The organism is Paenibacillus sp. BJ-4 (assembly GCF_020404765.1).
GTDB lineage: Bacteria > Bacillota > Bacilli > Paenibacillales > Paenibacillaceae > Paenibacillus.
In genome coordinates this window covers 21,715-46,569 of the sequence record NZ_JAIVEM010000004.1, presented here as the reverse complement: position 1 = coordinate 46,569, position 24,855 = coordinate 21,715, and the positions used below count along the sequence as shown (strand labels likewise).

The 24,855-nt window shown below is 46.4% G+C and carries 21 protein-coding genes; 18 read left to right on the top strand and 3 right to left on the bottom strand.

Translation table 11 applies throughout. The features are described 5' to 3' along the window. Nucleotides 1-81: 81 nt before the first annotated feature. The 5 genes from LCF57_RS00250 (at nucleotide 82) to LCF57_RS00230 (ending at nucleotide 8,812) form a co-directional block, all read left to right on the top strand. A complete protein-coding gene (locus LCF57_RS00250) occupies nucleotides 82-4,056 on the top strand; it encodes an NEAT domain-containing protein (protein ID WP_225998922.1) in 3,975 nt (1,324 codons plus the stop codon). Nucleotides 4,057-4,216: 160 nt separating this feature from the next. After that, nucleotides 4,217-5,176, top strand: coding sequence for a heme ABC transporter substrate-binding protein IsdE (isdE, locus tag LCF57_RS00245; RefSeq protein ID WP_225998921.1), 960 nt, complete (start codon nucleotides 4,217-4,219; stop codon nucleotides 5,174-5,176). A gap of 14 nt (nucleotides 5,177-5,190) precedes the next feature. Beyond that, complete coding sequence (locus LCF57_RS00240; protein WP_225998920.1) at nucleotides 5,191-6,174, top strand: FecCD family ABC transporter permease; 984 nt, start codon at nucleotides 5,191-5,193, stop codon at nucleotides 6,172-6,174. Next, nucleotides 6,164-6,943 (top strand): ABC transporter ATP-binding protein, encoded by a 780-nt coding sequence (locus LCF57_RS00235; protein WP_225998919.1) that lies wholly within the window; start codon nucleotides 6,164-6,166, stop codon nucleotides 6,941-6,943. Before LCF57_RS00240 ends, LCF57_RS00235 begins: the two co-directional genes overlap by 11 nt. Nucleotides 6,944-7,183: 240 nt before the next feature. Continuing rightward, nucleotides 7,184-8,812, top strand: coding sequence for an ABC-F family ATP-binding cassette domain-containing protein (locus LCF57_RS00230; RefSeq protein ID WP_025717063.1), 1,629 nt, complete (start codon nucleotides 7,184-7,186; stop codon nucleotides 8,810-8,812). A 190-nt stretch (nucleotides 8,813-9,002) separates the two neighbouring features. Here LCF57_RS00230 and LCF57_RS00225 read toward each other — a convergent pair whose 3' ends face one another. Continuing rightward, nucleotides 9,003-9,188, bottom strand: a complete 186-nt coding sequence (locus tag LCF57_RS00225; RefSeq protein WP_010344684.1) for a hypothetical protein — start codon at nucleotides 9,186-9,188, stop codon at nucleotides 9,003-9,005. Between the two features lie 323 nt (nucleotides 9,189-9,511). Here LCF57_RS00225 and LCF57_RS00220 point away from each other — a divergent pair, with 323 nt between their 5' ends. Both LCF57_RS00220 and LCF57_RS00215 read left to right on the top strand, forming a co-directional pair. Further along, the gene (locus LCF57_RS00220) at nucleotides 9,512-10,381 is read left to right on the top strand and encodes a cation diffusion facilitator family transporter (RefSeq protein ID WP_318840564.1); all 870 of its coding nucleotides are present in this window, start codon (nucleotides 9,512-9,514) and stop codon (nucleotides 10,379-10,381) included. A 190-nt stretch (nucleotides 10,382-10,571) separates the two neighbouring features. Then, nucleotides 10,572-11,741 carry an SH3 domain-containing C40 family peptidase gene (locus tag LCF57_RS00215; RefSeq protein WP_225998917.1) on the top strand — a complete coding sequence of 390 codons (1,170 nt, stop codon included), beginning with the start codon at nucleotides 10,572-10,574 and terminating at the stop codon, nucleotides 11,739-11,741. Nucleotides 11,742-11,754: 13 nt separating this feature from the next. Here the strand turns inward: LCF57_RS00215 and LCF57_RS00210 are convergent, their stop codons facing one another. Continuing rightward, complete coding sequence (locus tag LCF57_RS00210) at nucleotides 11,755-11,892, bottom strand: hypothetical protein (protein WP_225998916.1); 138 nt, start codon at nucleotides 11,890-11,892, stop codon at nucleotides 11,755-11,757. Nucleotides 11,893-12,156: 264 nt separating this feature from the next. Here LCF57_RS00210 and LCF57_RS00205 point away from each other — a divergent pair, with 264 nt between their 5' ends. From LCF57_RS00205 to LCF57_RS00155, 11 genes are all read left to right on the top strand, one after another. Beyond that, nucleotides 12,157-12,678, top strand: coding sequence for a DUF948 domain-containing protein (locus LCF57_RS00205; RefSeq protein WP_225998915.1), 522 nt, complete (start codon nucleotides 12,157-12,159; stop codon nucleotides 12,676-12,678). A gap of 50 nt (nucleotides 12,679-12,728) precedes the next feature. Then, nucleotides 12,729-13,247, top strand: a complete 519-nt coding sequence (locus LCF57_RS00200) for a hypothetical protein (protein ID WP_318840562.1) — start codon at nucleotides 12,729-12,731, stop codon at nucleotides 13,245-13,247. Between the two features lie 97 nt (nucleotides 13,248-13,344). Continuing rightward, on the top strand, nucleotides 13,345-13,686 hold the full coding sequence (locus LCF57_RS00195; protein ID WP_225998913.1) for a general stress protein: 342 nt from the start codon (nucleotides 13,345-13,347) through the stop codon (nucleotides 13,684-13,686). Between the two features lie 252 nt (nucleotides 13,687-13,938). Next, on the top strand, nucleotides 13,939-15,120 hold the full coding sequence (locus LCF57_RS00190; RefSeq protein WP_225998912.1) for a PP2C family protein-serine/threonine phosphatase: 1,182 nt from the start codon (nucleotides 13,939-13,941) through the stop codon (nucleotides 15,118-15,120). Next, nucleotides 15,104-18,820 (top strand): response regulator, encoded by a 3,717-nt coding sequence (locus LCF57_RS00185; protein WP_225998911.1) that lies wholly within the window; start codon nucleotides 15,104-15,106, stop codon nucleotides 18,818-18,820. Before LCF57_RS00190 ends, LCF57_RS00185 begins: the two co-directional genes overlap by 17 nt. A gap of 79 nt (nucleotides 18,821-18,899) precedes the next feature. Then, nucleotides 18,900-19,769 (top strand): CheR family methyltransferase, encoded by an 870-nt coding sequence (locus LCF57_RS00180; RefSeq protein ID WP_225998910.1) that lies wholly within the window; start codon nucleotides 18,900-18,902, stop codon nucleotides 19,767-19,769. A 19-nt stretch (nucleotides 19,770-19,788) separates the two neighbouring features. Next, nucleotides 19,789-21,459 (top strand): response regulator, encoded by a 1,671-nt coding sequence (locus LCF57_RS00175; RefSeq protein ID WP_225998909.1) that lies wholly within the window; start codon nucleotides 19,789-19,791, stop codon nucleotides 21,457-21,459. Nucleotides 21,460-21,559: 100 nt separating this feature from the next. Further along, nucleotides 21,560-21,898: an STAS domain-containing protein gene (locus LCF57_RS00170; RefSeq protein ID WP_225998908.1), complete on the top strand. Its 339-nt coding sequence runs from the start codon at nucleotides 21,560-21,562 to the stop codon at nucleotides 21,896-21,898. An 18-nt stretch (nucleotides 21,899-21,916) separates the two neighbouring features. Continuing rightward, nucleotides 21,917-22,369, top strand: a complete 453-nt coding sequence (gene rsbW / locus LCF57_RS00165; RefSeq protein WP_225998907.1) for an anti-sigma B factor RsbW — start codon at nucleotides 21,917-21,919, stop codon at nucleotides 22,367-22,369. Beyond that, nucleotides 22,366-23,139, top strand: a complete 774-nt coding sequence (locus LCF57_RS00160; RefSeq protein WP_225998906.1) for a sigma-70 family RNA polymerase sigma factor — start codon at nucleotides 22,366-22,368, stop codon at nucleotides 23,137-23,139. The genes rsbW and LCF57_RS00160 overlap by 4 nt, the downstream gene beginning before the upstream one ends. A gap of 114 nt (nucleotides 23,140-23,253) precedes the next feature. Further along, nucleotides 23,254-24,213 carry a magnesium transporter CorA family protein gene (locus LCF57_RS00155; RefSeq protein ID WP_225998905.1) on the top strand — a complete coding sequence of 320 codons (960 nt, stop codon included), beginning with the start codon at nucleotides 23,254-23,256 and terminating at the stop codon, nucleotides 24,211-24,213. A 116-nt stretch (nucleotides 24,214-24,329) separates the two neighbouring features. Here LCF57_RS00155 and LCF57_RS00150 read toward each other — a convergent pair whose 3' ends face one another. Next, the gene (locus LCF57_RS00150; RefSeq protein ID WP_225998904.1) at nucleotides 24,330-24,803 is read right to left on the bottom strand and encodes a DUF5665 domain-containing protein; all 474 of its coding nucleotides are present in this window, start codon (nucleotides 24,801-24,803) and stop codon (nucleotides 24,330-24,332) included. Nucleotides 24,804-24,855: the final 52 nt, after the last annotated feature.

Sequence of the window (24,855 nt, the reverse complement as noted above, 5' to 3'; positions counted from 1 at the left end):
ATGGATTTGAATTGAATACTCATTTGGAGTTTAGTTTCAAAGCTCCAAATGAGTATATTTTAAGTAGGGGGATACATCACCTTGAAAAGCCGATTTAACAAATATATTACGACATTTGCAGCTATTCTGATGTTGTTTTCTTTATTTTCACCATATGTACGGGCGACACCTAAGGGGGAGTCCACCTCATCGAATTCGTCTGATTCAAGCACTACAGTGACTAGTGCTACTTATGCTACTTATGAGGTTCCGGCAGAAGTGCCTACCCCATCTTCTGAACCTACTACTACTTTAACCGCTAGTGACGCGACCTATGCAGATGGAGAGTATCTTATTGACTACAAGCCTTTAAGAAAAACAGTCAGTGGAAGCACCAAGGATTCGAGTTTCAAAACAAACTACACCTTTCCTGGAGATTTGATCATTAAAGATGGAAAATACCATTTTTCATTTAAGTTTGCGGAAGCACAAGGTCTCTCGAAATTTTTAGTAGAACAAAACGGGGAAACGGTTCCCGCCAAAATAGAAGTAGATTCCGGAAAATCTTCCGGGACTGTAAACTTCGATGTTTATGATTTTCATCAAAATGTAAATACGGAGTTTGGATTTAATAGCAGTTCTCCATGGTATGTAGATACCGATCCGGACTATTCGGTGAAGGAATGGATTGAGTTTGATCCCTCCAGTCTGAGACTTAAAAACTCGACGGAGAATCCAACCGTTCCACCAGTGACACCGCCGGTAACGCCTCCTATCGGAGGAGACAAGCTATCTGATTTGGACTTTTCTCTTTTAAAAGATGGAACGAATGAAAAGTCCATGATGGATGGATATACGGAAAAGCCAGGCGTTTTGATTGAACGTGATGGCAAGAAGTATGTTCGTTTTACCTTGAAAAATAGCAAGCAGATTGATGGCTTTAAGGTAGAGCAAAACGGAGTATTGACCAATGTTGCCACAGTAAGTGAAGATCAAACTGCGAATACACGCGTGATCGAATTCGAAGTAAAAGAAGTTCCTGCCAAGCTGAACGCATGGGTGAGTATCAACTGGCCTGAGCTGAGCTACGTGAATACGTATAATGTGGATCTTGAATTGGCTTCTGTACCTGCACCATCGGATTTGGCAGATGGAACGTACTCGATTAACTTTAACGCGCTGCACGCAACAAAAGATCAACCGTCAGCCATGGCGCAATATCTGTTATCTCCGGCAACTTTGACGGTATCCAAAGGGAAAAAAGAGGTTTCCTTTACCATCAAAGACAGCACCACGGTGACGGAATTCAAAACAGAACAAAATGGAACATTGACGGATGCGAATATTGTAAGCGAAGACAAGACAGCCAATACCCGTGTGGTGAAATTCAAGGTAGCGGATTTGGATGTTATTCTGAACGCACAGGTGCATGTAAGCACGACCTATCCGGGTGGAGTTTATGAGATGGATCATAAGCTTCGTCTTCAATTTGACAAGAGTAGTATTACTGAAAATGGCACCTCTCCAGAAACGAGCTCCAATCTGGACTTCACCCTTTTAAAAGATGGAACGAATGAAAAGTCCATGATGGATGGATATACGGAAAAGCCAGGCGTTTTGATTGAACGTGATGGCAAGAAGTATGTTCGTTTTACCTTGAAAAATAGCAAGCAGATTGATGGCTTTAAGGTAGAGCAGAACGGAGTATTAACGAATGCTACGACAGTAAGTGAAGATCAAACTGCGAATACATGCGTGATCGAATTCGAAGTAAAAGAAGTACCTGCCAAGCTGAACGCGTGGGTAAGCATTAATTGGCCTGAGCTGAACTACGTGAATACCTATAATGTAGATCTCCAATTAGGAGCGACAACAACTCCGGTTGATCCTGGAACGCCAGGTACCCCGGGAAAGGTTTTAGCCGATGGAACGTACTCGATTAACTTTAACGCGCTACATGCAACAAAAGATCAACCATCAGCCATGGCGCAATATTTGTTGTCTCAAGCCACACTAACGGTATCGAAAGGCAAGTATGAAGCCTCTTTTACCATCAAAGACAGCGCCACGGTGACAGCGTTCAAATCGGAACAAAACGGAACGTTGACGGATGCGGATATTGTAAGTGAAGACAAGACAGCTGATACACGTGTCGTGAAATTTAAAGTAGCGGATTTGGACGCTATTCTGAATGCACAGGTCCACGTAAGTACGAGTTTTAATGGATCGGTATATGAAATGGATCATAAGATCCGTCTGCAATTTGATCGTAGCAGCATTGCGGTGAAAGGAACGGATGGCGGTACAACTCCTGTGACTGAAAACGGCAGATATAGTATTGATTTTTCTGTACTTAAAAACGGAAGCAATGAAATATCTGTGATGGATGGCTATATGCAAAAACCAGCCACGCTGTTAAGACAGTCTGGTAAAAATGTGATTCAGATCAAAATGGACAAGAGCAGCTGGATAAAAACGTTCAAAGTCAATGGTTCAGAAGCTCAGGTGGTTGATCAATCGACCTCTGCAGATACAAGAACGGTACAATTTGAAGTGCCAAATCTCTCGGATAAAGTGACAGTAAATACTCATGTGATCGTACCTGGATTGGATTTGGGTGGCATCCCATATGATCACGTATATGACGTGCAATTCCAATTCGAGCCTGCTACCATTCGCAGCTTTGTCGAACCGTCCTCTTCAGGAGCGGCAGATCCTATCGTTAAATTGGATTTTGACAAGCTTGTCAATGGTAAATATGCTTTGAAATTCAGCATTGTTTTACCAGATGGCTCGACAGGAGTGGATTCACCGGCTCAACGCTTCATCAGCGATGAACCTGCGCAATTGGTCGTGGAAGGCGACAAACGTTTTGTAGGTCTGAAGCTGCAAAACAGTAATGAAGTGAAGGCGTTGCGCATTTGGGATAACACAACTGGGGACTACCGAGACGCAGAAGTGACCCAGGAAGATGCAGCAAGCAATACGAAGGACGTTCGTTTTGGCGTAAATGACTTTAAGAGCAATGTGAAAGGCCAACTGGTTGTTTATGAAGCCCCTAAAGTGGCAATTGCCACTCCGATGGTCTTCAAGGCCGAGGATCGTGTTGAAAAGGTATACGACTTTGAATTTAAATTCGATACCAGTAATGTATCGTATTACAACGACAAGAAGTCAGCTGAAGAAGAAAAAGGGAAAAACAACTTGCCAGACGGAGAGTATACAGCGGATTTCCGTCTTCTGGCGAACGGTACAGAGAAGGACTCTATTGTAGCTCTTTTTGTAGAGCCTCTCGCGAAGCTGGTCGTGAAGAACGGCAGGGTTCAGGCTCATCTGACCATTACGGACAGACAGGCTTTGAAACAATTCCAAACCGATTTTGAAGGTCGTTATACCACTCCGACTATTGTTGGTTCTAGCACCAAGGGTGATACGAGTACCATCGCTTTTGAAGTCCCTGATTTGGACAAAAAGCTGAGTGTGTATACCCAGGTATATCTGCCTGAGAAATACATTTTAAATGAGAAGTTCGGCGGACAGATTCAATTTGACCGTGCATCGCTTAAAGGTGAGGGAGTAAGTGCAGCTACAACTGCAACCGGCGCTGAACCGGCACCAGCCTCTCCGGACAAAGCAGCACAAACAACCACACCTGTGGCTGAACAAAAGCCCGTAGCGGAACAACCTGTTCAGCCCGCAGCTACCGAGAAGCAGTACACGATCAATTACAACGTATTTAAAGATAAAACGAGCGAAGCTTCCGTTATGGATGGATACCTCGATAAGCCAGCTACACTGATTGAAAAGGGAGACAAGCGCTATATTCAAGTCACTTTGAAAAATAGCTCCTGGATGCCGGTTCTACAAGTGGAGCAGAACGGTACCCTGAAAGACGTAGAAGTAATCTCGACATCCGGCGATACGCGCATCGTTCAATTCGAGATAGGGGACTTGTCCCAGAAAATCAGTGCCTACACCCACGTCATTGTACCTGGCTTGGTCCTGGGCGGGGTGCCATATGATCACTGGTATACGGTTCAGTTCCAATTTGATGAAGCAAGCCTGAAAGCGAAGTAAATTCAGGCTACAACATCAATGAAACTCCAATAAACAGTAAAATTTGTATGTAAGCAAGTCTTGGTGCCTGGCATCAAGACTTGTCAGCATTTACATACCCGAAAAAGCTGGGGCTTATGCTGTTCTCTCTAATATTTTGAATTGAGGTGATTTGATTTTCATGAAACGCTATACAGCTTTTGCACAAGGCAAATCATTCTGCTTTTACATGTTGATCGGTATTCTAATCTTGTTGCTCGCCGGATGCTCGGGAGGAGCAGAGGCCGAACCGAGCAGTAGCAATGGTTCGAAATCGTCAGCGACGTCTGAGACCGCAGGAAAGTCGTCTGATGATAAAGCCCAAACCCCGCGTATTGTTGCGACTACGGTAGCCATTACAGAAATTACGGATGCACTGGGTTTGGATTTGGCAGGCAAGCCGACAAGTACAAAAGCACTGCCTGACCGATACAAGGATGTCCCTGATGTGGGTAATCCGATGAGCCCTGATATGGAAAAAGTGATGTCACTGAAGCCGACAGATGTATTATCGGTCACGACGCTTAAATATGATCTGGAGCCCAAGTTTAAGGACTTGAACATCAATGCTGAATTCTTGAATTTTGAAAGCCTTGCGAATATGCAAAAGGAAATCCAAAAGCTGGGAGACAGGTTTGATAAAGCCGATAAGGCAAAAGAGATGAATGGAGCTTTGGATGCCAAAGTAGCCGAGGTTCAACAGAAAATCAAGGGAAAGAAATCTCCTAAAGTCCTGATTTTGCTGGGGGTACCGGGAAGTTATCTGGTGGCTACTGAGCATTCCTATATTGGCGATCTGGTCAAAATTGCAGGCGGGACGAATGTAGTCCAAGATCAGAAGGTTGAGTATATTGCTCACAATACGGAAGCCTTGCAGCAGTCCAATCCAGATATTATATTGCGCGCCGCGCACGGGATGCCGGATGAGGTGGTCAAAATGTTCGACGATGAGTTCAAAACCAACGACATCTGGAAGCATTTTAACGCTGTGAAAAATGGACACGTCTACGATCTGCCTGAGCCGCTGTTTGGCACCACAGGCAATCTGGCTGCCAGCTCGGCGCTGGATGAGTTGATGAAGATGATGTACCCTTCGAACTAAAGGAAGCTGATGACATGTCAAAAAAAGGTTGGAGCATTATCATTGTGATCGTCCTGCTCATCGGCGTCATTTTGTATTCGGCGATGACGGGCAGTCTCAAGGTCAACTTGGATCAATTGGTTACAGGTTTGTGGACAGGGACAGATGAGCAGGTCAATGTGGTTAAGGATTTGAGATTACCGAGAATTATTGTGGCTGTGATGGCTGGAGCAGCTCTTGCAGTGGCGGGCGTCTTGCTGCAAGCTGTCATGAAAAATCCGCTGGCAGATGCCGGGGTTATCGGCATTTCTTCGGGAGCGGCATTGATCTCGCTGATTGCGGTGACGATCTTTCCGGCGCTTTATTTCTGGATGCCGTTCTTTTCTTTTATAGGCGGCGCGCTGGCCTGCCTGATGGTCTACGGATTTTCTTGGAAATCAGGTCTGCACCCGATTCGCCTGATCTTGATCGGGGTTGCTGTGAATGCCATTTTTTCCGGTCTGGGGCAGTCGTTTAACTATCGGGGAAGTTATGCGGTTACCAGCATTAATCAGGTCACTACCTCTACCCTGTCCATGAAAAAATGGGTTGATGTTGAGGTGATCGTGAGCTACGGCGGAATTGGGTTGATTTTGGCCATGCTCGTGTTTTCCTGGTGTAATTTCTTGTCCCTTCAGGATAAAACGGCTAAAAACCTCGGATTCAATGTGACGCGCGCACGACTTTTGATTTCCGTCATTGCCGTGCTGCTGGCAGCAACGGCTACAGCCATCGCAGGAGTTATCGCCTTTATCGGCCTGCTCGTTCCGCATTGTGCCCGCTACCTGGTTGGCTCGGATCATAAGTGGCTGATTCCGTTCTCTGCCTTATGCGGCGGCTTGCTGTTGCTGCTTGCGGATACACTGGGGCGAACGGTGCTTGCTCCCAATGAAATTCCGGCTTCTATTATTATGGCCGTCATTGGTGGACCGTTCCTGATATTCCTGATCAGAAAGGCGGATCGCACCTATGGACATTAAGGATATTACCTTTTCATACGACCGCAAAACGGATCGTCTACACGCCATTAATGCTGTGATTGAACCGGGACAGATTACCACTATTATTGGTCCCAATGGTTGCGGCAAATCGACGCTGCTTAGTGTAATGTCCAACAATGCGGTTCCCCGGTTGGGACAAGTAGTTTTGGACGGCAAGGAGCTTGCTCGCTATAAGCCCAAGGAATTGGCCCGTCAATTAGCGGTGGTTCACCAGCAAAATGAGGCGCCATCGGACTTGACGGTAGAGAAGCTCGTCAGCTTTGGAAGACTGCCTCATAAGCATATGTTCACAGGCAACCGGGACGAGGACGAGGAAGCAGTTGAATGGGCGATGGCCTGTACCAACCTGGAGGAACGCAGAACACGTACGCTGGATCAGCTTTCAGGGGGAGAACGACAGCGCGTATGGATTGCGATGGCCTTGGCACAGCGAACGCCGATTTTATTTTTGGACGAGCCAACTACTTATCTGGATATGTATTACCAGCTTGAGATTTTGGAGCTTATCCGGCAGCTAAATCAGGAGCACGGTCTGACCATCGTGATGGTGCTGCATGATATTAATCAGGCTATTCGGTATAGCGACGTGATGATCGCTATGAAGGAAGGACGGATCATAGCAAACGGCCCGCCCGCAAAGGTTGTAACATCCGAGCTGATTCAAGCCGTCTATGGTGTGGAGGTCGTTGTAAGACAGGACGACGAGGCGGGAATGTATCTCATTCCGATGGGTGTCGGTGTTTCCTGACAGTTCTGGCTTCTGGCGGTATCGAGTTTAAAAACAAGAAAATGGTTCTGGTCCGCGTATTTGTCAGGGGTGACAATTGTGGAGACAGAAGCATTTTTTATTTTATTTTAAGATATGACCTGATGTTCTGGAGGTATTCTACTTATACTACGGTTCGAATCCGATCTTTTGTGTGTTATACTATTGCCGTCGGTAATTTTGTGTTTAGCACTTAACTAATGATAAGGATGGTATGCTTATATGATCAGTACAAGCGGCGTAACGCTTCGTTATGGTAAACGCCCACTTTTTGAAGACGTAAATATCAAATTTACTCCTGGGAACTGCTACGGCCTGATTGGGGCGAATGGCGCGGGCAAATCCACTTTTTTGAAAATTCTTTCCGGTGAAATCGAAGCCAATTCAGGCGAGGTCCACATGACACCGGGCGAACGGATGGCAGTGCTCAAGCAGAACCATTATGAATACGATGAATTCCCTGTTCTGGAAACCGTTATTATGGGTCACACGCGCCTGTATGAGATCATGAAGGAAAAGGATGCGCTGTACGCTAAAGCTGAGTTTTCTGAAGCAGACGGTTTGCGCGCTGGTGAGCTGGAAGGCGAATTTGCAGAGCTGAACGGCTGGGATGCCGAGCCGGATGCGGCCGCATTGCTGATCGGCCTCGGTATTCCGCGTGATCTGCATGATAAAAAGATGGCTGAGATGAGCGGCAACGATAAGGTACGCGTTCTCTTGGCACAAGCGTTGTTTGGTCGTCCGAACAATTTGCTGCTCGATGAGCCTACGAACCATTTGGATCTCGAATCCATTCAATGGCTCGAAAACTTTCTGATGGACTATGAAGGCACCGTTATTGTCGTATCCCATGACCGTCACTTCCTGAACAAGGTATGTACGCATATTGCGGATATTGATTTCGGTAAAATTCAGATGTATGTCGGTAACTATGACTTCTGGTATGAGTCCAGCCAGCTCGCGCTTACACTGGCTCGTGATGCCAACAAGAAGAAGGAAGAGAAGATTAAGGAACTGCAAGCCTTTATCCAGCGTTTCTCCGCAAATGCTTCCAAGTCCAAACAGGCAACCTCGCGTAAAAAGCAACTGGATAAAATTACGCTGGACGACATCCGTCCGTCGAACCGTAAATATCCGTTCATTAACTTCAAGCCTGAGCGTGAAGCGGGCAAGCAGCTGCTGACCGTAGATAGCCTCAGTAAAACCGTTGAAGGCGAGCAAGTGCTGAACGAGTTCAGTCTGGTTGTGAACAAAGGGGATAAAATTGCGTTCGTTGGCCCGAACGGCCTGCCTAAAACGACGCTTTTCCAAATCTTGATGAACGAGTTGGAAGCGGACAACGGCGAATTTTCCTGGGGGATTACGACCAGCCAGGCGTATTTTCCGAAAGATAACTCCACCTATTTTGAAGGTGTGGATATGAATCTTGTGGAATGGCTGCGTCAATATTCAAAGGATCAGGACGAAACGTTCCTGCGTGGCTTCTTGGGACGTATGCTTTTCTCAGGTGAAGAAGCGCTTAAGAAAGCAAGCGTGCTGTCCGGGGGAGAAAAGGTTCGCTGTATGCTTGCGAAAATGATGTTGAATGGCGCCAATGTGCTGTTGCTGGAAGAACCAACCAATCACTTGGATCTGGAATCCATCACAGCGCTGAACAATGGTCTGATCGACTTTGACGGTACCATTTTGTTCACTTCCCATGACCATCAGTTCATTCAAACCATCGCGAACCGCATCGTCGAAATTACACCAAACGGTGTAATCGACCGTACGATGAGCTATGATGAATACTTGGAAAGCGAAGAAATTGCGAAATTGCGTGAGCGTATGTATCCGGTAGAAATCGGCTAATACCCTAACAGCTAACCCAGCTAATTTCAGCAAATAGATACGAAAGAGGAGCTCCCTGAGCCATGGATATGGCTGGGGAGGCTCCTCTTTTTCGTTTGTGCCATTGTCCATAACTAACTCGGTTCCGGTAACGAGGTCAGATTTACCTCGTCAGGCCTCTGTTACCGTAACAGCCTATGAACGGGGTGGCTTATGATCCGCCTGTACGACGGCGTTGGTTGTTCGGCTTCTTCGTATTTTGGCTTTTCAATGTTTTGGTGGAACCGCCTTGAAAGCCGCCCTGCTGTGAAGCCCCGGACTGCTGTTTTTTTTGTGCCAGTTTTTCCTTAATGGCATCTGCAAGATTAATTTTACGTGGTTCATTGGCATCGCTCATGAATAAATTCCTCCTGTTGCCGCCAGATTCATGTCAATCATGCTGATTGAAGAACAACGCGGCTGTGTCCTCATTTTATACGTTTTTAAAAGAAGGGACAAGGGCAACAATAATAACACGAGCATAGGGCGGATTGGGAGCGCAGAGCCTGTTTTTTGCACGAAGGAAAAAATGTTTTGCAACCCCTACAGGAATGGGGCTCGGCAATACTTTTTCGTTGCCTCTACAGCGGTGCGGAGAGGAAAGACTGTTTCTGTAGACCCACACAAAGATCGTCTGCTATGCTGAAACTAACAGTTGCTTTTGAAGGAGTGTCCTCCGTTGTGGTAAATGTTTATGATGAAATACGAAAAGGTGAGCGAGGGGCGTGGGTGAGCATTGGCGCTTACCTTTTGCTGTCCGGATTCAAGCTGATTAGTGGATATATTTTTGCTTCCAGCGCGTTGCTGGCCGATGGTTTTAACAATGTCACCGATATTGTAGTGTCTGTTGCCGTGCTCATTGGCCTGAGAATATCCCAGAAACCGCCGGATTCTGATCATGCCTACGGACATTTTCGGGCAGAAACGATCGCAGCGCTGCTGGCGTCCTTTATTATGGCTGTCGTCGGTCTTCAGGTGCTTATTGATGGAATCGGGAGTATTTTTAAGGGTGGAAAGCAAACACCGGATATCATCTCCGCAGGTGTAGCAGTGATTTGTGCAGTTATTATGTTGGGAGTGTACCTCTACAATAGCAGACTGGCCCGGCAGATTAACAATAAGGCTTTGCAGGCGGCGGCTAAGGATAATCTGTCAGATGCGCTAGTCAGTGTCGGAGCAGCGGTAGGTATTATCGGCGCACAGTTCGGATTGCCATGGCTCGATACTGTTGCGGCGATCGCGGTAGGATTTATTATATGTAAGACGGCATGGGATATCTTTAAAGATTCTACACACAGTTTGACAGATGGATTTGACGAGCAGGAGCTGTCTGACTTACGGAGTACGATTGCCCATATACCTGGAGTAGAGGGGATTCGAGACGTTAAGGCACGGGTACACGGTAATCATGCGCTGGTGGATGTGGTCATTGAGGTGAATCCGAAACTCAGCTTGATTGAAGGACATCGAATCAGTGACCGAATTGAAGAACGCTTGCAAGAGGTTCATAACACGATGCATGTCCACGTTCATGTGGAACCCAAATTATAGTTTAATTATTAAATAGTTAACGTTAAAAGAGACTTTAGACCTATATATAAAGAGTGGATGCGTTCTCTTTTGTGACTTTTGGATTATATCTCTCTTCCTGCTGCTTTTACTATAATGAAGGCATGTCCGGCTATATTGGTCGGAATTGGACAGCTCTTCAAATTTGTAAAAACAGCCAGGAGGTGCAACATTGAGAAGACGCGTGATGGGAACGCTCATGACGTCAGCCGCGCTATTGGCAGCAATTCACATATCGCCGGGTCAGGTTGACGCAGCGGCATCGACAGCATCCACAGGCCAGAAGGCGGTTATTCAAGCGGCTGTAAAGCTCAGATCCAATCCTTCGACGACAGGGGATGTCGTCAGCTTTATGAAGCAGGGAGAGGCCGTAACGGTATTAGAGAAAACAAACAGCTATTGGTATAAGGTCAAGACTTCTGGTGGAGTTACCGGATACACGAGCAGCTCCGACAAGTACATAAAAGTTGGCGCTACCAGCGTCGCTGCTACTGTCATCCCGTCTGCCAGCCGCAAACCGGAAGTCACAGAATCAGTTAAAAACAACGTTTCAACTAAAGAGGCTTCAGCCTCAGTGAATAGTTCTGCCGGTCAAACGAAAGCTACGATTCAAACGTCCGTTCGTTTGCGGGCGGAGGCATCCACTTCTTCCGAGATTTTGGGCTATTTGAATACAGGGGATGTCGTTACAATTACCGATCCAAGTAACTCTTATTGGTTCAAGGTTACCACGACTGATGGTACTACAGGCTATGTCAGCTCATCTCCACAATATATTCGTATTGGTGAGGGCATTATTGTGGAGCAGCCTGTGGCTTCTTCAGAGGCACCTGCTTCGGATCCTACTGCTCTGCCTGCGGTAGCGTCTTCTGCGTCGACGGTTAGCTTGCCTTCCGGCGATGCAGCGGCTGCAATCGAACAGGTTATTAACACAGGTATGACTTACCTCGGGACACCCTATGAATATGGTTCTGATCGTAATAGTACGGCTACTTTTGATTGCTCTGCATTTACCCGCCAAATTTTCCGTCAGGCTGTAGGTATCCAGCTTCCGGCAGATTCTCGTTCACAGGGTGAGTGGATCAAACAAAACAGTCAGCCGAATACCGACATGACTACGCTCAAACGTGGCGATTTGCTCTTCTTTACCAATTATAATGCTTCTTCCGGGGCGTACACGTCCCTGGACAATTCCTCCCAAACGATTACGCACGTTGCTGTATATTTGGGAGACAACAAGCTTCTTCATACGTTTTCTGTAGCGGGTGGCGGTGTTAAAGTTACCGATTTCAGCAAAGCTTGGCAGGACCGTTTTCTGTTCGGGGGCAGCGTAATTCAATAAAGCATCGCAACAGTTAAAAAGCTGCATCAAAAAAAGGATGTTTCACAGCCCTGTAATCAGGTTGGAAACATCCTTTTTTTAATATTGGGAAATATCCATCTGTCGCGTCTATGCCAACGATATGAAGCCTGTTTTCTTCGGACCATTTCAACCTGTTCTGTATCCTCCTTTTTTTGTATATAATGTGGCATACTCGTGCCTGTTAGGGCTCAGTCGCGAGTGATGCAAGATCATTCGTATTTTTCGTGGCTGAGCCATCGTTATACGGTGTTCTAAACCGTGATCTATTCCGTGAAACATAGCGTCTGGGGCGCGTAGAAGAAGCAAGTTTCGACGTTGTTTCGCGTCTGAACGTAAAGGGTAACTATGCAATAATCAAACACATCATCGTGAAGGATGAAAGAGAGGTTACGCCATGTTAACACAGATCAGTATTTTTATTATTGCTATTGCATTTGCAGTTCTCGTTATTTTCCTTATTAAAACACTTAAGGCAGCACAAGGATCTCTGGATAAGGTAACTCAAACCTTGCAGGATGTACAAAAAACAGTCGACGAACTGAGCTATGAAGTAAAACAAACGGTTCGACATGCGAATGACATCACCATAGATGTTGATCATAAATTAAAGCAAATAGAGCCTGTGATGGAATCTGTTAAAAACCTGGGCGAGGTGCTGAGCGAAGTGACACTGGCTGCCAAGCAGGCTTCGACCGCGTTAATGACCCGGTTTCAAAAGCCACATAGCACAGCGGACAAGACATCCAGTACAGGAACCGCGATCAAGCCAGTGACACCGGACAGACCTTTAACCGCAACAGAGCGGACGGTTCAAAGCTACAATGCGACCTATGAGGAGCCTGCAGCGAAGTCGGCTAAAAACTGGTTAAGCTATATGGATATCGCTGCCAGCCTGTGGCAGAAAATGCGCCAGTAGCACAGGGTCGAACCGTAAACTACAGGAAATTCATTGAAAGGGTGAGATTTATGATGAAGACTTTATTACTGATTGCTGGTTTGCTCACTCCCTTTTCCGGACAGGATACGGTTCACCAAACCGTTTCCCCGCAAGCAGCGGGGCATATGGTGAGGGCTGTGCAGATGATCCCCGCTCAACATGCCGTACCGGCTGATTTTCAAACGTTAAATGGCATATCTCTGGAGGATACACGCGCGGTTGTATTGAAAAAACTGGGCAAGCCGCTTCGGATAAAGAAGGATATGTTGCAGCTTTCTACAGAATATCAATATCCTGATGTCATAGTAGGCATGCGTGGAGACGTCGTTTCTTATGTACATGTAGACCCTGCTGCTGGCCGAATTAAGGTAAATGACGAGTGGCTGCCGCTGAAACGGCAAACGCTGGATCAGGCGCTCGGTGGCTCACAATTTACAGCAGAAGACGGAGAGGTATATGTACGTGGACAGCGGGCGATTAAGGTATTTACGGATGAGACGTCAGATAAGCCCAAATATGTTGAGTTTTTTGATGAGACCGAGTGGTAAATCCATTTTTTAAGCTCTTGACATAACATGGAAGTTTCAAATGCATGTGTAGCGTGTAATAATCAGAGAAGTCAATCCTTAAAGGAGCGTGAGAAACATGAATCAGACCCATCATAATTCTTATGCCAAAGTGGTAGAGAACGGTGTACAAGCCGTTGAAGCGGTGAATGAGTTGCGCAACACGGGCTATCGTTATGAGGATGTGTTCGTGCTCGCTCATGATCAGGATCGGACGGATCGTATTGCCGATACGGTGGATGCCAAGGAAATCGGGATTAAGGAAGAGGGCGTTTTCGACTCATTAGCCAATTTGTTCCGTTCCCGTGGCGACGAGCTTCGTGCCAAGATTACTTCCTTGGGATTTACAGACACGGAAGCTGATTTTTATGAAAAAGAACTGGATCAGGGCAAGGTGCTGGTCATCGCAAAAAAAGCGTGATAGTGCCGGTTAATCAACATATGAGACTGGCATTGGACTTGTAAACAGGATGTTGACCTCAGCACGAGTGCTTAACGGGTCCTCCAAAAACATAGATAAGGAATGGGGTTTCAGCCTCATTCCTTATCTATGTTTTTGGAATGCCTTCTTTTACGGGTAGTCTCTTTAAGGGAACGGTATTCCTAATCAACAAGGATGTCGCCGCTTAAGTAGGTATAGTATAATACATGGGTTACAGATAAGGAGAGGCCAATGAGAATTCTAATTGTTGACGATAATCCGACCAATGTCATTATTATTCGCGAAATACTAAAAAAGGAAAATTATAGAGATGTTATTTCAGCTAGTTCAGCTGCAGAAATGTTGGAGCATCTGGGGATTGGTGATCGCACCATCGGTCTTCGACCTCGTCCTTCTGATATTGATCTGGTACTGCTGGATATGATGATGCCCGAAATGGATGGCATTGAAGCTTGTAGCATTGTGCAGGAATATGAGCATTTAAAAGATATTCCGATCATCATGGTAACTGCTGTAGGGGATTCCAAGAAGCTGGCTGAAGCACTGGATGTAGGGGCCGTTGATTACGTCACGAAGCCGATTAACAAGGTAGAGCTGATGGCGAGAATTCGATCTGCCTTGCGTCTTAAGCAGGAGAAGGACTGGCACAAGGATCGGGATCAGCGGATTCAGGATGAGCTGAAGCTGGCTGCGATGGTACAGCAGGCGGTGCTGAGTCCAGCTATTCAAGACCCGGTGCTGGAAGTGAATGCTCTATATCAGCCCTCCTTTGAATTAGCGGGAGATTTATATTCATGGTATCCGCTAGGAGAAGGAAGGTATGCCATCATCCTGCTGGATATGATGGGGCATGGCATTTCTTCCTCGCTGTTCTGCATGTTCATTGCGTCAGTGCTTAAGGATACTGTGACCACATATGTAGAGCCTGAGAAGGTCATACAGGAGTTGAATCGCCGTTTTAACCAACTGGATCTCGGCAAACAGCTGGTACAGTATTATTTTACAGCGATCTATTTGGTGATTGATACTCGTTCCCGGCGGATTGACTATGTGAACGCAGGGCATCCTCCCGGTTTGCTGTTCGGTCAGGACGGCAGCATCATCAAGTTCGACCGGGCCTGTAGTCCGGTAGGCTTGTTTGATAAAATTGATGCCGAAATGCACACGATCCATTATGAAGGAGCGGGGCATATCGCTTTGTATACGGATGGCTTGCTGGAGGCCGTAGAAGGCGAATATGAGGAGCAATTGGAGTATTTGACTACGTGTCTTCGCAAGTATGAGGAATGGAATGAAGAAGCGATGCTGGATGCTTTTTTTCGTAAAGAGGCAGCTCAGGATCGTGATGATGACAAGTGCCTGATCTGGATTTCATTGAAAGAGGGAGAGAGCTTGCATGAAAATCAGAAATAAGCTGCTGATCGGCTTTGGATCGTTAATGGCGATCCTCCTTGTGCTGACATTGATTAGCTATGATCGGATGGGGAGCCTGAATGAGCAGTTGAATCAGGTCTATCAGGACCGATATATGAAGGTCCGAAAAACAACGGCTATTCGCGGTCAGGTGAACGATATGGCCAAGGTTATGGCCAACCTGATCTTGAATCCCGGGTCCTCCGTCAGTGAGGCCAAACGCGAGCTTGATAATATTTCCGCTACAGGAACGAAAGTGCTGGCAAATCTGCAAGACAGCTCCGGCACCAGTGAAGAACAGCAGCAAGTTGACCGGGTAGCTGTTGCATGGAAAGAATTTTTAAGCTACCAAGAGAGGCTCGTTTCCTTATTGGGGCAAGATCGCATTGATGAGGCGAATGCTTTCCGCAATAGCACAGGGTTGCCTGCTCAAGAGGAGGCGATGGACAGCATTAATGCCCTGGCCGTTTTTCAGGATCGGGAAATAGACAGCGACATGAAGCAAGCCAATCAGGCTTATGAGGAATCTGTGCAGATGACCACGATTCTGATGGCTATCGGTCTTATGATGGGGTTACTGGTTATTTTATGGGTGCTTCCTAGCATAGCCAAAGGCTTGAATACCGTTAATCTGATGATTAACGGCTTTGGCAAAGGAAAATATAGGGCGATCAGCCGGATGAGTGTCGCTTCCAAGGACGAAATCGGGGAGGTTGCCCGCGTATTTCAACAAATGGCTGGAGACCTGGAGGAAAAGCGTAGATTCGAGCATTCCGTTCTTCAGGCGCAGAAGGATCAAACCTGGCTTAATGCCAATACTGCGCGTGTGACTGAGCTGTTCCGAGGTGTGAATTCAATGGAGCAGGTCGCTCAGATGTTTATCAGCGAATTTACGCCCATTTTGGGAGGCAGCTATGGAGCGATTTATTTGCAAGGCAAGGATGTGGAAGAGGACCAATTTAAGCTGTATGGCTCCTATGCCAAGGCAGACGGCAAAGACTCGCTTAAGGATACCATCCATGTTGGCGAAGGATTGCTAGGACAAACTGTTCTGGATCGAAAACCGATCCTGATTACAGAGACTCCTGACGGATACCTGTCTATCGGCTCCGCCTTGGGAGAAAGCAAGCCGGTGGGGATTATGATTTTCCCTATTTTGTTCGAAGATGAATGCATTGGTGCCGTAGAAATTGCATCATTGGATCGCTTCAGTGAGCTGGAAACGAAGCTGCTTGCTCAATTGGTAGAAAGCCTGGGAATCATTTTGAACAACATCAAGGGGCGGATGCGGGTTGAGCAATTGCTGCGAGAATCACAGGCGTTGACCGAGGAATTGCAATGCCAGTCCGAAGAGCTGCAAACCCAGCAAGAGGAACTCAAGCGCTCCAACGAAAGCCTGGAGGAGCAGACAGAGGAGCTTAAACGTTCCGAAGAATTGCTACAGCGTCAGCAGGAGGAATTGGAGCATTTTAATACCGAGCTAATTGCCAAAACGAGAGCGCTGGAAGAACAGGTTCGGGAAGTGGAAGAAAAGAACGACGAGATCGAACGTGCACGAGCCAAGTTGGAGCAGCAGGCGATGCAGTTGGGAATCACAAGTAAGTACAAATCCGAGTTTTTGGCCAACATGTCTCATGAACTGCGGACTCCGCTAAATAGCTTGCTTATTCTTTCTCAGCTCCTGTCTGAAAACAAGGAAGGCAATCTCAAGCCCAAACAAGTGGAATATGCACAAACCATTTATATGTCAGGCGCGGATTTGTTGAAAATGATTGATGAAATTCTGGATTTATCCAAGGTGGACGCTGGAAAAATGGATATTAACCATGAAACAGTCCATTTGAAGGAACTGGAGTTATTTGTGGAGCAGAATTTTGCTCCAATTGCAGCCAAACGAGAGCTTCAACTGCATACCGAGATCGAAGAAAATCTGCCGGAGGCCATTATAAGTGACGGCTATCGACTCAAACAAATTCTACGTAATTTGCTGTCCAATGCGTTCAAGTTTACTACAGCAGGTTCTGTTCGTTTCAGTGTGTCTCGGGCAACTGGAGAGCAGCTTCCTGGCCTGCTGAATCCACAAAAATCTTATCTAGCTCTATCCGTGCGTGATACGGGCATCGGGATTGCTTCAGATAAAACGGAGCTGATCTTCGAAGCCTTCCAGCAGGTAGATGGAACCACCAGCCGCAAATACGGCGGAACGGGGCTTGGTCTGTCGATTAGTCGCGAGCTCTCCAGATTGCTGGGCGGTGCCATTACCGTGGAATCTGAGCAGGGGCAGGGCAGTTGCTTTACACTGTATTTGCCGGAACAACAGCCTACGGTTGCGGATATGGAACATTCGAGAGAGAGCCTTAACGGATCGCTTGTGAACCCGGATATCGAGAATGTCGCCGCAGCGGCCGAAGAGGATCTCCCTATGATTGTGCCTGCGGAACGGCTGCCAATGTATCAGATGTCCTCGAAGAATAAAGCGGAGGACATTATACATCCGGGTGACGACCGAAATGAAATTACCTCGAAGGATAAGGTGTTGCTCATTATTGAGGATGATGTTCATTTTGCTAATATCCTATACGATATGGCCCGTAGCCGAGACTTTAAGGCACTTATTGCTCTCCAGGGAGACGATGGGCTGAACATGGCCCAATCCTATTTACCGGATGCCATTATTTTAGATATTCAGCTACCTGTGATGGATGGCTGGTCGATATTGGGCGAGTTGAAAGGAAATTCGTCAACACGTCATATTCCGGTGCATGTCATCTCGGTCATAGATGATGTGAAGCAAGGATTGATGATGGGCGCGATTGCCTACCTCAAAAAGCCATCCTCGAAGGAAAGTTTGGATAAGGCATTTTCACATATTAAATCGTATACAGACCAAACGGTAAAACGCCTCCTCGTGGTCGAGGATGACGATAATCAGCGTAAGTCCATTATTGAGCTGATTGACCATGATGATGTCGCCATTACGGCGGTATCTACTGGTCACGAAGCGCTGAATGAGTTGGGAACACAGCGGTATGACTGCATGGTGCTGGATCTGATGCTGAGCGACATGACAGGTTTTGAGCTGTTGGATCGTATTCGGGAGAATGAGCAACTAACCGATCTGCCGATCATTATTTACACAGGCAAGGATCTGGATAGCAAAGAAGAAACGCAACTTCGCAAATATGCAGAGTCTATTATTATTAAGGATGTCAAATCCCCGGAACGGCTTTTGGATGAAACTACGCTGTTCCTGCATCGGGTCGAGGCGAATCTTCCTGAGGATAAACGCAAAATTTTGCAGAAGCTATACAACAAGGAAGAACTGTTTGAAGGTAAAAAGATACTGCTGGTCGATGATGATATCCGCAATGTGTTCGCTCTGTCGAGTGTGCTGGAAAGCTATCGCATGGAAGTCACCTTTGCGGAAAATGGCAGAGAGGCTCTGGAGCTGCTGGAGCAAACACCTGATTTTGATCTGATCCTAATGGATATGATGATGCCGGAAATGGACGGATATGAGGCCATGCGGCGTATCCGGCTGATGCCACATTTTGAGAAGCTGCCTATTATCGCGCTGACGGCCAAGGCCATGAAGGATGATCGTTCCAAGTGTATTGAGGCGGGTGCTTCCGATTATGTGAAGAAGCCGATTCAAACCGAACAGCTTTTGTCATTAATGCGGGTGTGGCTGTATTCGTAGCCCGAAAAAATGGGTAATATACATCAACACATGATTGGAGCGGTACAGGCAGAACCTATTTAGGAATTGGAGAGAGATTATGACATCGAAGGATATGGCGGATAATGCTGCTAAGGAACCAAAATCGAATGACACGGAGCGGGAAATGATTGAGATTGAGCTGTTGCTGGAAGGAATACATCGACTGTACGGCTATGATTTTCGCAATTATGCTCTGCCTTCGATCAAGCGGCGTATTTATTATCATGCACAGTCCGAGAATGTAAGCACGGTATCAGGGCTTCAGGAGAAGGTGCTGCATGACCGCAGCGCCTTCGACAGGCTGGTACAGAGCCTGTCGATTCCAGTGACCGAGATGTTCCGCGACCCGGAGCTATTTTTGAAATTCAGGCAGAAAATCATACCGATTTTGCGGACGTATCCGTACATTCGAATATGGCATGCAGGGTGCTCTACAGGTGAGGAAGTATACTCTATGGCGATCCTGCTGCATGAGGAGGGCTTATATGATAAGGCCCGTATTTATGCGACGGATATGAATAATCTGTCTTTACAGCAGGCGAAGGAAGGCGTATACGGGATTGATCGAATGAAGCTGTATACCAAAAATTATTTGGAGTCAGGGGGCACGCAATCGTTCTCTGAATACTATACAGCCAAGTATGATTCAGTGATGTTTCACCCCTTTTTACGTAAAAACATCATTTTTGCGGAGCACAACCTGGCGACAGACCGGTCCTTTAATGAATTTAATGTTATTTTTTGCCGGAATGTCATGATCTATTTTAACGACGAACTTCGCAACCACGTACATGGGTTGTTTTATGATAGCTTGAGTCATTTTGGCGTGTTGGTGCTTGGGGCCAAGGAATCCATACATTTTACCGATTATAGTGATTCCTACGAGCCGCTGGACCGGTTAGAAAAAATATACCGGAAGATTAAATAGAGATGCTTAGGAGGATTCCATGGGGCTTCATGAACCGATTCATATATTGCTGGTAGATGACAGACCTGAGAACCTGCTCGCTCTTGAGGCGGTGCTGGAGAGTGAACAATATAATCTGGTAAAAGCTACATCCGGAGAAGAAGCACTGCGATGTCTGTTAAAAGATGAATTCGCACTTGTAGTTCTTGATGTGCAAATGCCGGGTATGGATGGAATTGAGACTGCAAAGCTGATTAAGGCCAGAGAGAAAACAAAGGATATTCCGATTATCTTCATTTCAGCTAACAGCAAGGAAGCTGAACATTTGTTTGCAGGCTATTCAGCGGGTGGGATTGATTATATGGTGAAGCCATTCATTCCTCAAATTCTCAAGTCCAAAATTGATGGCTTTGTGCAAATGTATTTGACCAACAAGCGCTTGAAGACACAGTCTATGCTGCTTCACCAGAAGACTCAGGAGCTGGAGAAGATGAACAGCGAGCTGATTGCCGCCAAGGAGGCAGCGGAAATTGCGGCCAATGCCAAAACGGAGTTTTTGGCGATGATGAGCCATGAGATTCGCACACCTATGAACGGTGTCATTGGCATGATTGATTTGCTGATGGAGACGGAGCTGCAAAGCGATCAACAGGAATATGCTGATATCATCCGCCGCAGTGCAGACGCGCTTGTTGCGGTCATTAATGATATTCTGGATTTTACCAAGCTGGAGTCAGGCAAAATGGAAGTAGAGGAATATCCATTCGAACTGGTTTCCTGTATCAAGGAAGTTTTCAGCCTGTTTACGGTAGAAGTGAACCGAAAAAATTTGGAGCTGGTTTATTTTCTCGATGAGCAGATGCCTTCCGTGCTGTATGGAGATATGGGAAGACTGCGTCAAATACTGATTAATCTGGTATCCAATGCCGTTAAATTTACAGACCAAGGCGGTGTATATGTCTTTGCCTCTGTCAAAGAGCGTAGCGACAAGGGACTTACCGTTGAGTTTTCTGTGAAGGATACCGGTATTGGTATTGAGCCAGCTAAGGTTGGAAGGCTGTTTCAGCCCTTTTCCCAGCTTGATTCTTCAATGACACGTAAATATGGAGGGACCGGCTTGGGACTCGCCATATGCAAAACGCTGGTCAATATGATGGGCGGGGATATCCGGGTAGATACGAGCGGAGAACAGGGTGTAACGTTTCATTTTACAATGAAGATGGGCTTTGCTCAGGAAAATGAACTGGAGGGAGAGTCCAGTCATGATTGGGAAATTCCGCATGAGGAGACCCCAAGCCGTAAACCTGTATTGGTCGTGGATGACCATCCGATCAACCAGAAGCTGATGGTTAATATACTGGATAAGCTCGGTTTGGCTTCAGACGTTGCGGCTGACGGGCAGCAGGCGCTTGATATGGTTATCACTAATCAGGACTATGACTATATCTTTATGGACCTGCAAATGCCCGTGATGGACGGTCTGGAGTGTACAGGCAGAGTGCGTGAACAGCTGGCTGGAAGATCTCAACCTGCCATTATCGCCATGACGGCTAACGTCATGGACGGTATTCAGCCTCGCTGTATCGAAGCCGGTATGAATGATTATATTAGCAAGCCTGTTAAAATCAGCAGTGTAAAACAGGTGCTGCTACGGCATTCTCCAGATCATTTCCCGATGCGGTCAGGCAAAAATCAAATCAATGAAGCTTAGCTGGTGGCATTTGGAAGCTGCTGAAAAGGTTATAGCGTGATTCAAGGACCCGTATAATGGGTTAGTATGTAGGGAAATCTTTTTTTGGGAGCGTAGGCCTATGAATACTAATAAAAATGAAAAGTTCAATGCAATTACAGAAACGAGCGATGGCGTAAATATCGTGTATCTGAGTGGAGAATTGGATCTTTCGGTAGCACCTGACTTTCGTCTGGTGATGGAGCCTTTGGTAGAGGAATCCAGCCAGGATTTGATTATTAATTTGAGAGACCTTAAATACATTGACAGCACGGGCATCGGCATTTTGTTATCTATTTTAAAAGCAAGACACGGGATGGAGTCTCGGTTTGCCGTTCAGGAGGTACCGCCTCAAATTCAAAAGCTGTTCGATATGACCGGTATTGCCAAATTCTTTGTCCCTCAGGAGAATTCCCAATAGGAAAGGAAAGAAAAAGAAATGAACGCTCAAATTCAAAAAGTAGTTCTTAATTTGCCCGCCACTGCTGACTTTGTTGATATTGTAAGATTAAATTTATACGGTATTGCCGCGAAAATGGGATTCTCTTATGAGGAGATTGAAGACATGAAAGTGGCTGTATCGGAAGCATGTAATAACTCTGTCCTTTATGCATATGGTCATAAGGGAGGAGTCGTGGAAGTGACATTCGAATTTGACGAAGCTTCGTTGTCTATCCGTGTCAAAGATGAAGGGGAGAGCTTTGAACGGGTAGAGGACCCGTCCCGTATGGCATCCTTGCATGACAAGGAGCTAAATGATGCACAGGTGGGCGGACTAGGCTTTTATCTCATGCAGGCGCTTATGGATGATGTCCATATCTTGAATGAGGCTGGAAAAGGTACAGAAGTGGTGCTGATAAAGCGTCTAACCAGAAGTGAGGAGAAAGTATGAATGAAAAGGTAACTCCCCCGGAGTCGATGGATGAAGCCGTTGGTCTAATCTGGGAGTACCAGCAAACCAAAGATAACGAGATTGCTACCGTGCTGATTCGCAAGTATGAGCCGATGGTTAAAATGGCTGCCGGGAAGATCTCCCGTAATCGCCCGGACTTATACGAGGATTTATATCAGACCGGTCAGATGGCCTTGATCCGTCTGCTTCAGCAATACGATATCAGCTTGGGTATTCCCTTTGAGCCGTATGCTATGAAAAGTATGCTGGGACATATGAAAAATTATTTACGCGATAAATCATGGTATATTCAGGTTCCCCGCCGCATTAAGGAAAAGGGGGCGCTTGTTCAGCATGCTATCGACGAACTGACTGTTAAACTGGAACGTTCACCGAATGTGAACGAGATTGCAGAATATTTGGATCTGACTGTAGAAGAAACGATCGAAGTGCTTGCGGGTCGTGAATGCTACCATTATGTTTCACTGGACTCGCCTTTATCCCAGGAAGAGAGTGCAGCAACATTAGGTGAGCTTATCAGTTCGGAGGCCAACGATTATGATACAGTCGAAAAACGGATGGATTTGCAGCAGGCTTTAAGTCAGCTGAAAGAGCAGGAACAAAAGGTGCTCCTTCTCGCATTTCAAGACGGCCAATCCCAACGTGCGATTGCGCAGACGTTGGGCGTATCACAGATGAGTGTTTCCCGTATCCAGAAGCGGGCAACAGAAAAGCTGAAGCAGATTATGTCTAATTCCTCTATCTCATGAGAAGACCATGGAATTTATCGTTTCGAATATTTGACGTCACATCATAAGGACACGTTATTCCATTAGGGAAGCGTGTCCTTTTTAAAACGAAAAAAGGGAGGAAGGATAGAATTTATGCCAGCATTTGAACAGATTTCTTCCTTTCGTGGAGGATGGGAATGGTGGGACATCAGCGCTGCGAACTGGCAGGACCCGGTCATACAAGAGTTGAAGGGGAAGCTCCCGGAGGCCGCAGAATGGCTGAATAAGGTGGAGGACATTCCCTCAAGCTTTATTTCTGTTCGCTTCCCAGATGCCATTCGGCCTTTGATGTGCGGGTCGTTGATCTATTCCGTTCAGGAGGAGATCGACAGTCAGCGTAATTGCAACAAGTTTTATTTTTTGGTTCTGAACCAGAAGCTGGTGACGTTAAATCTGGATCAAAATACCCGCGAAATTATGCACACCGCTGAACGACAAAAAATGCTTGCACAGTGTGAGAACGCAGCTGACGGCATGTTTGTATTGGCCAGAGCCGTGCTTCATTATTTTCATACAGGGATGGACAAGTTCGAGATCAATCTGAGAAAACTGGAAGAGGACATGGAGAGAAGAAATGCACGCACACTGATGGATTCTATATTGAATGCGCGTTTCGAGCTGTTGTACTGGAGCAATATGTTTATTCCTTTTTCAGAGCTGGTAACAGCCTCCCGAGAGGCGTATCTCGAAAAGCTGGAGGAGAACCGCTTTTTTAAGCAGCTACTTTACCGTGTCACCCGGATGGAGGGGCTTTTCCGGCATTATGAAAAGGAGATCGACACGCTGATCTCTATTGACGATGCCATTTCCGCGTTTAGGGGGAATGAGATTACGAAGACGCTTACCATTGTAACTGCCGTGTTTACACCCGCAACCGTAGTGGGGGCCATTTGGGGCATGAACTTTAAAAATCTGCCCTGGCTTGAAACAGGCTGGGGCTTTACCGCTGTGATTGCAGCGACCCTGCTGAGTATGGCGGGGATGTATGGCTGGCTAATGATGAAGGGGTGGACAGGAGACTTGTTGAAAACGAACAAGCGCAGAAAATTGTAGCGGCCGCCTAGCAGCTGCAATATAAAGATAAAAAACGATCCATTGTAACTTGAGGCTCTTGTAGGAGCACGCTACGGTTACAATGGATCGTTTTTATAGGATTGATGGAGGAATGATCACTTACCACCTTGGCTCATTTTAATATATTCCAACAATTCAGCGATATAATCTCCGATGACCGGAAGGTTTAGCTGTACCAGGAAGCTAAGCAACCAGGCGAGTAAGGCGAGTATAACCACTGTACCCAGCGTGAGGCCAAGTCCCCGTGCAATCCCTGCCGTCAGGTTACTCATAATTCTTCGTTTAGTGCTGGAGTAGTTCTCCAGAATATCACGAAATTCTGCTCTTTCCAGCGTATCTGCGATTTGATCTAACCGTTTGTTAAGCCGCTTGATCTCATGTCGTAGCTCAAAAGGATGTTCATTAACGTCAAAATCCTCTTCTCGAATATGCTTTTTAACAGGATTATGAGCTGAGGAAGCCTGCTTGGATGAAACCTCTGGTTGATCTTGAGCTTGTCGGGGATGAAAGGTTCTTTTGTTGTTTGCGGTAAGATCATCTCCATATGAGTTTGGCTTGTTCATCGTCATCCCTGCCCTTCTATCATTTAAAAAACAGCCAGCTTCTTGCATGCTGGCTGTT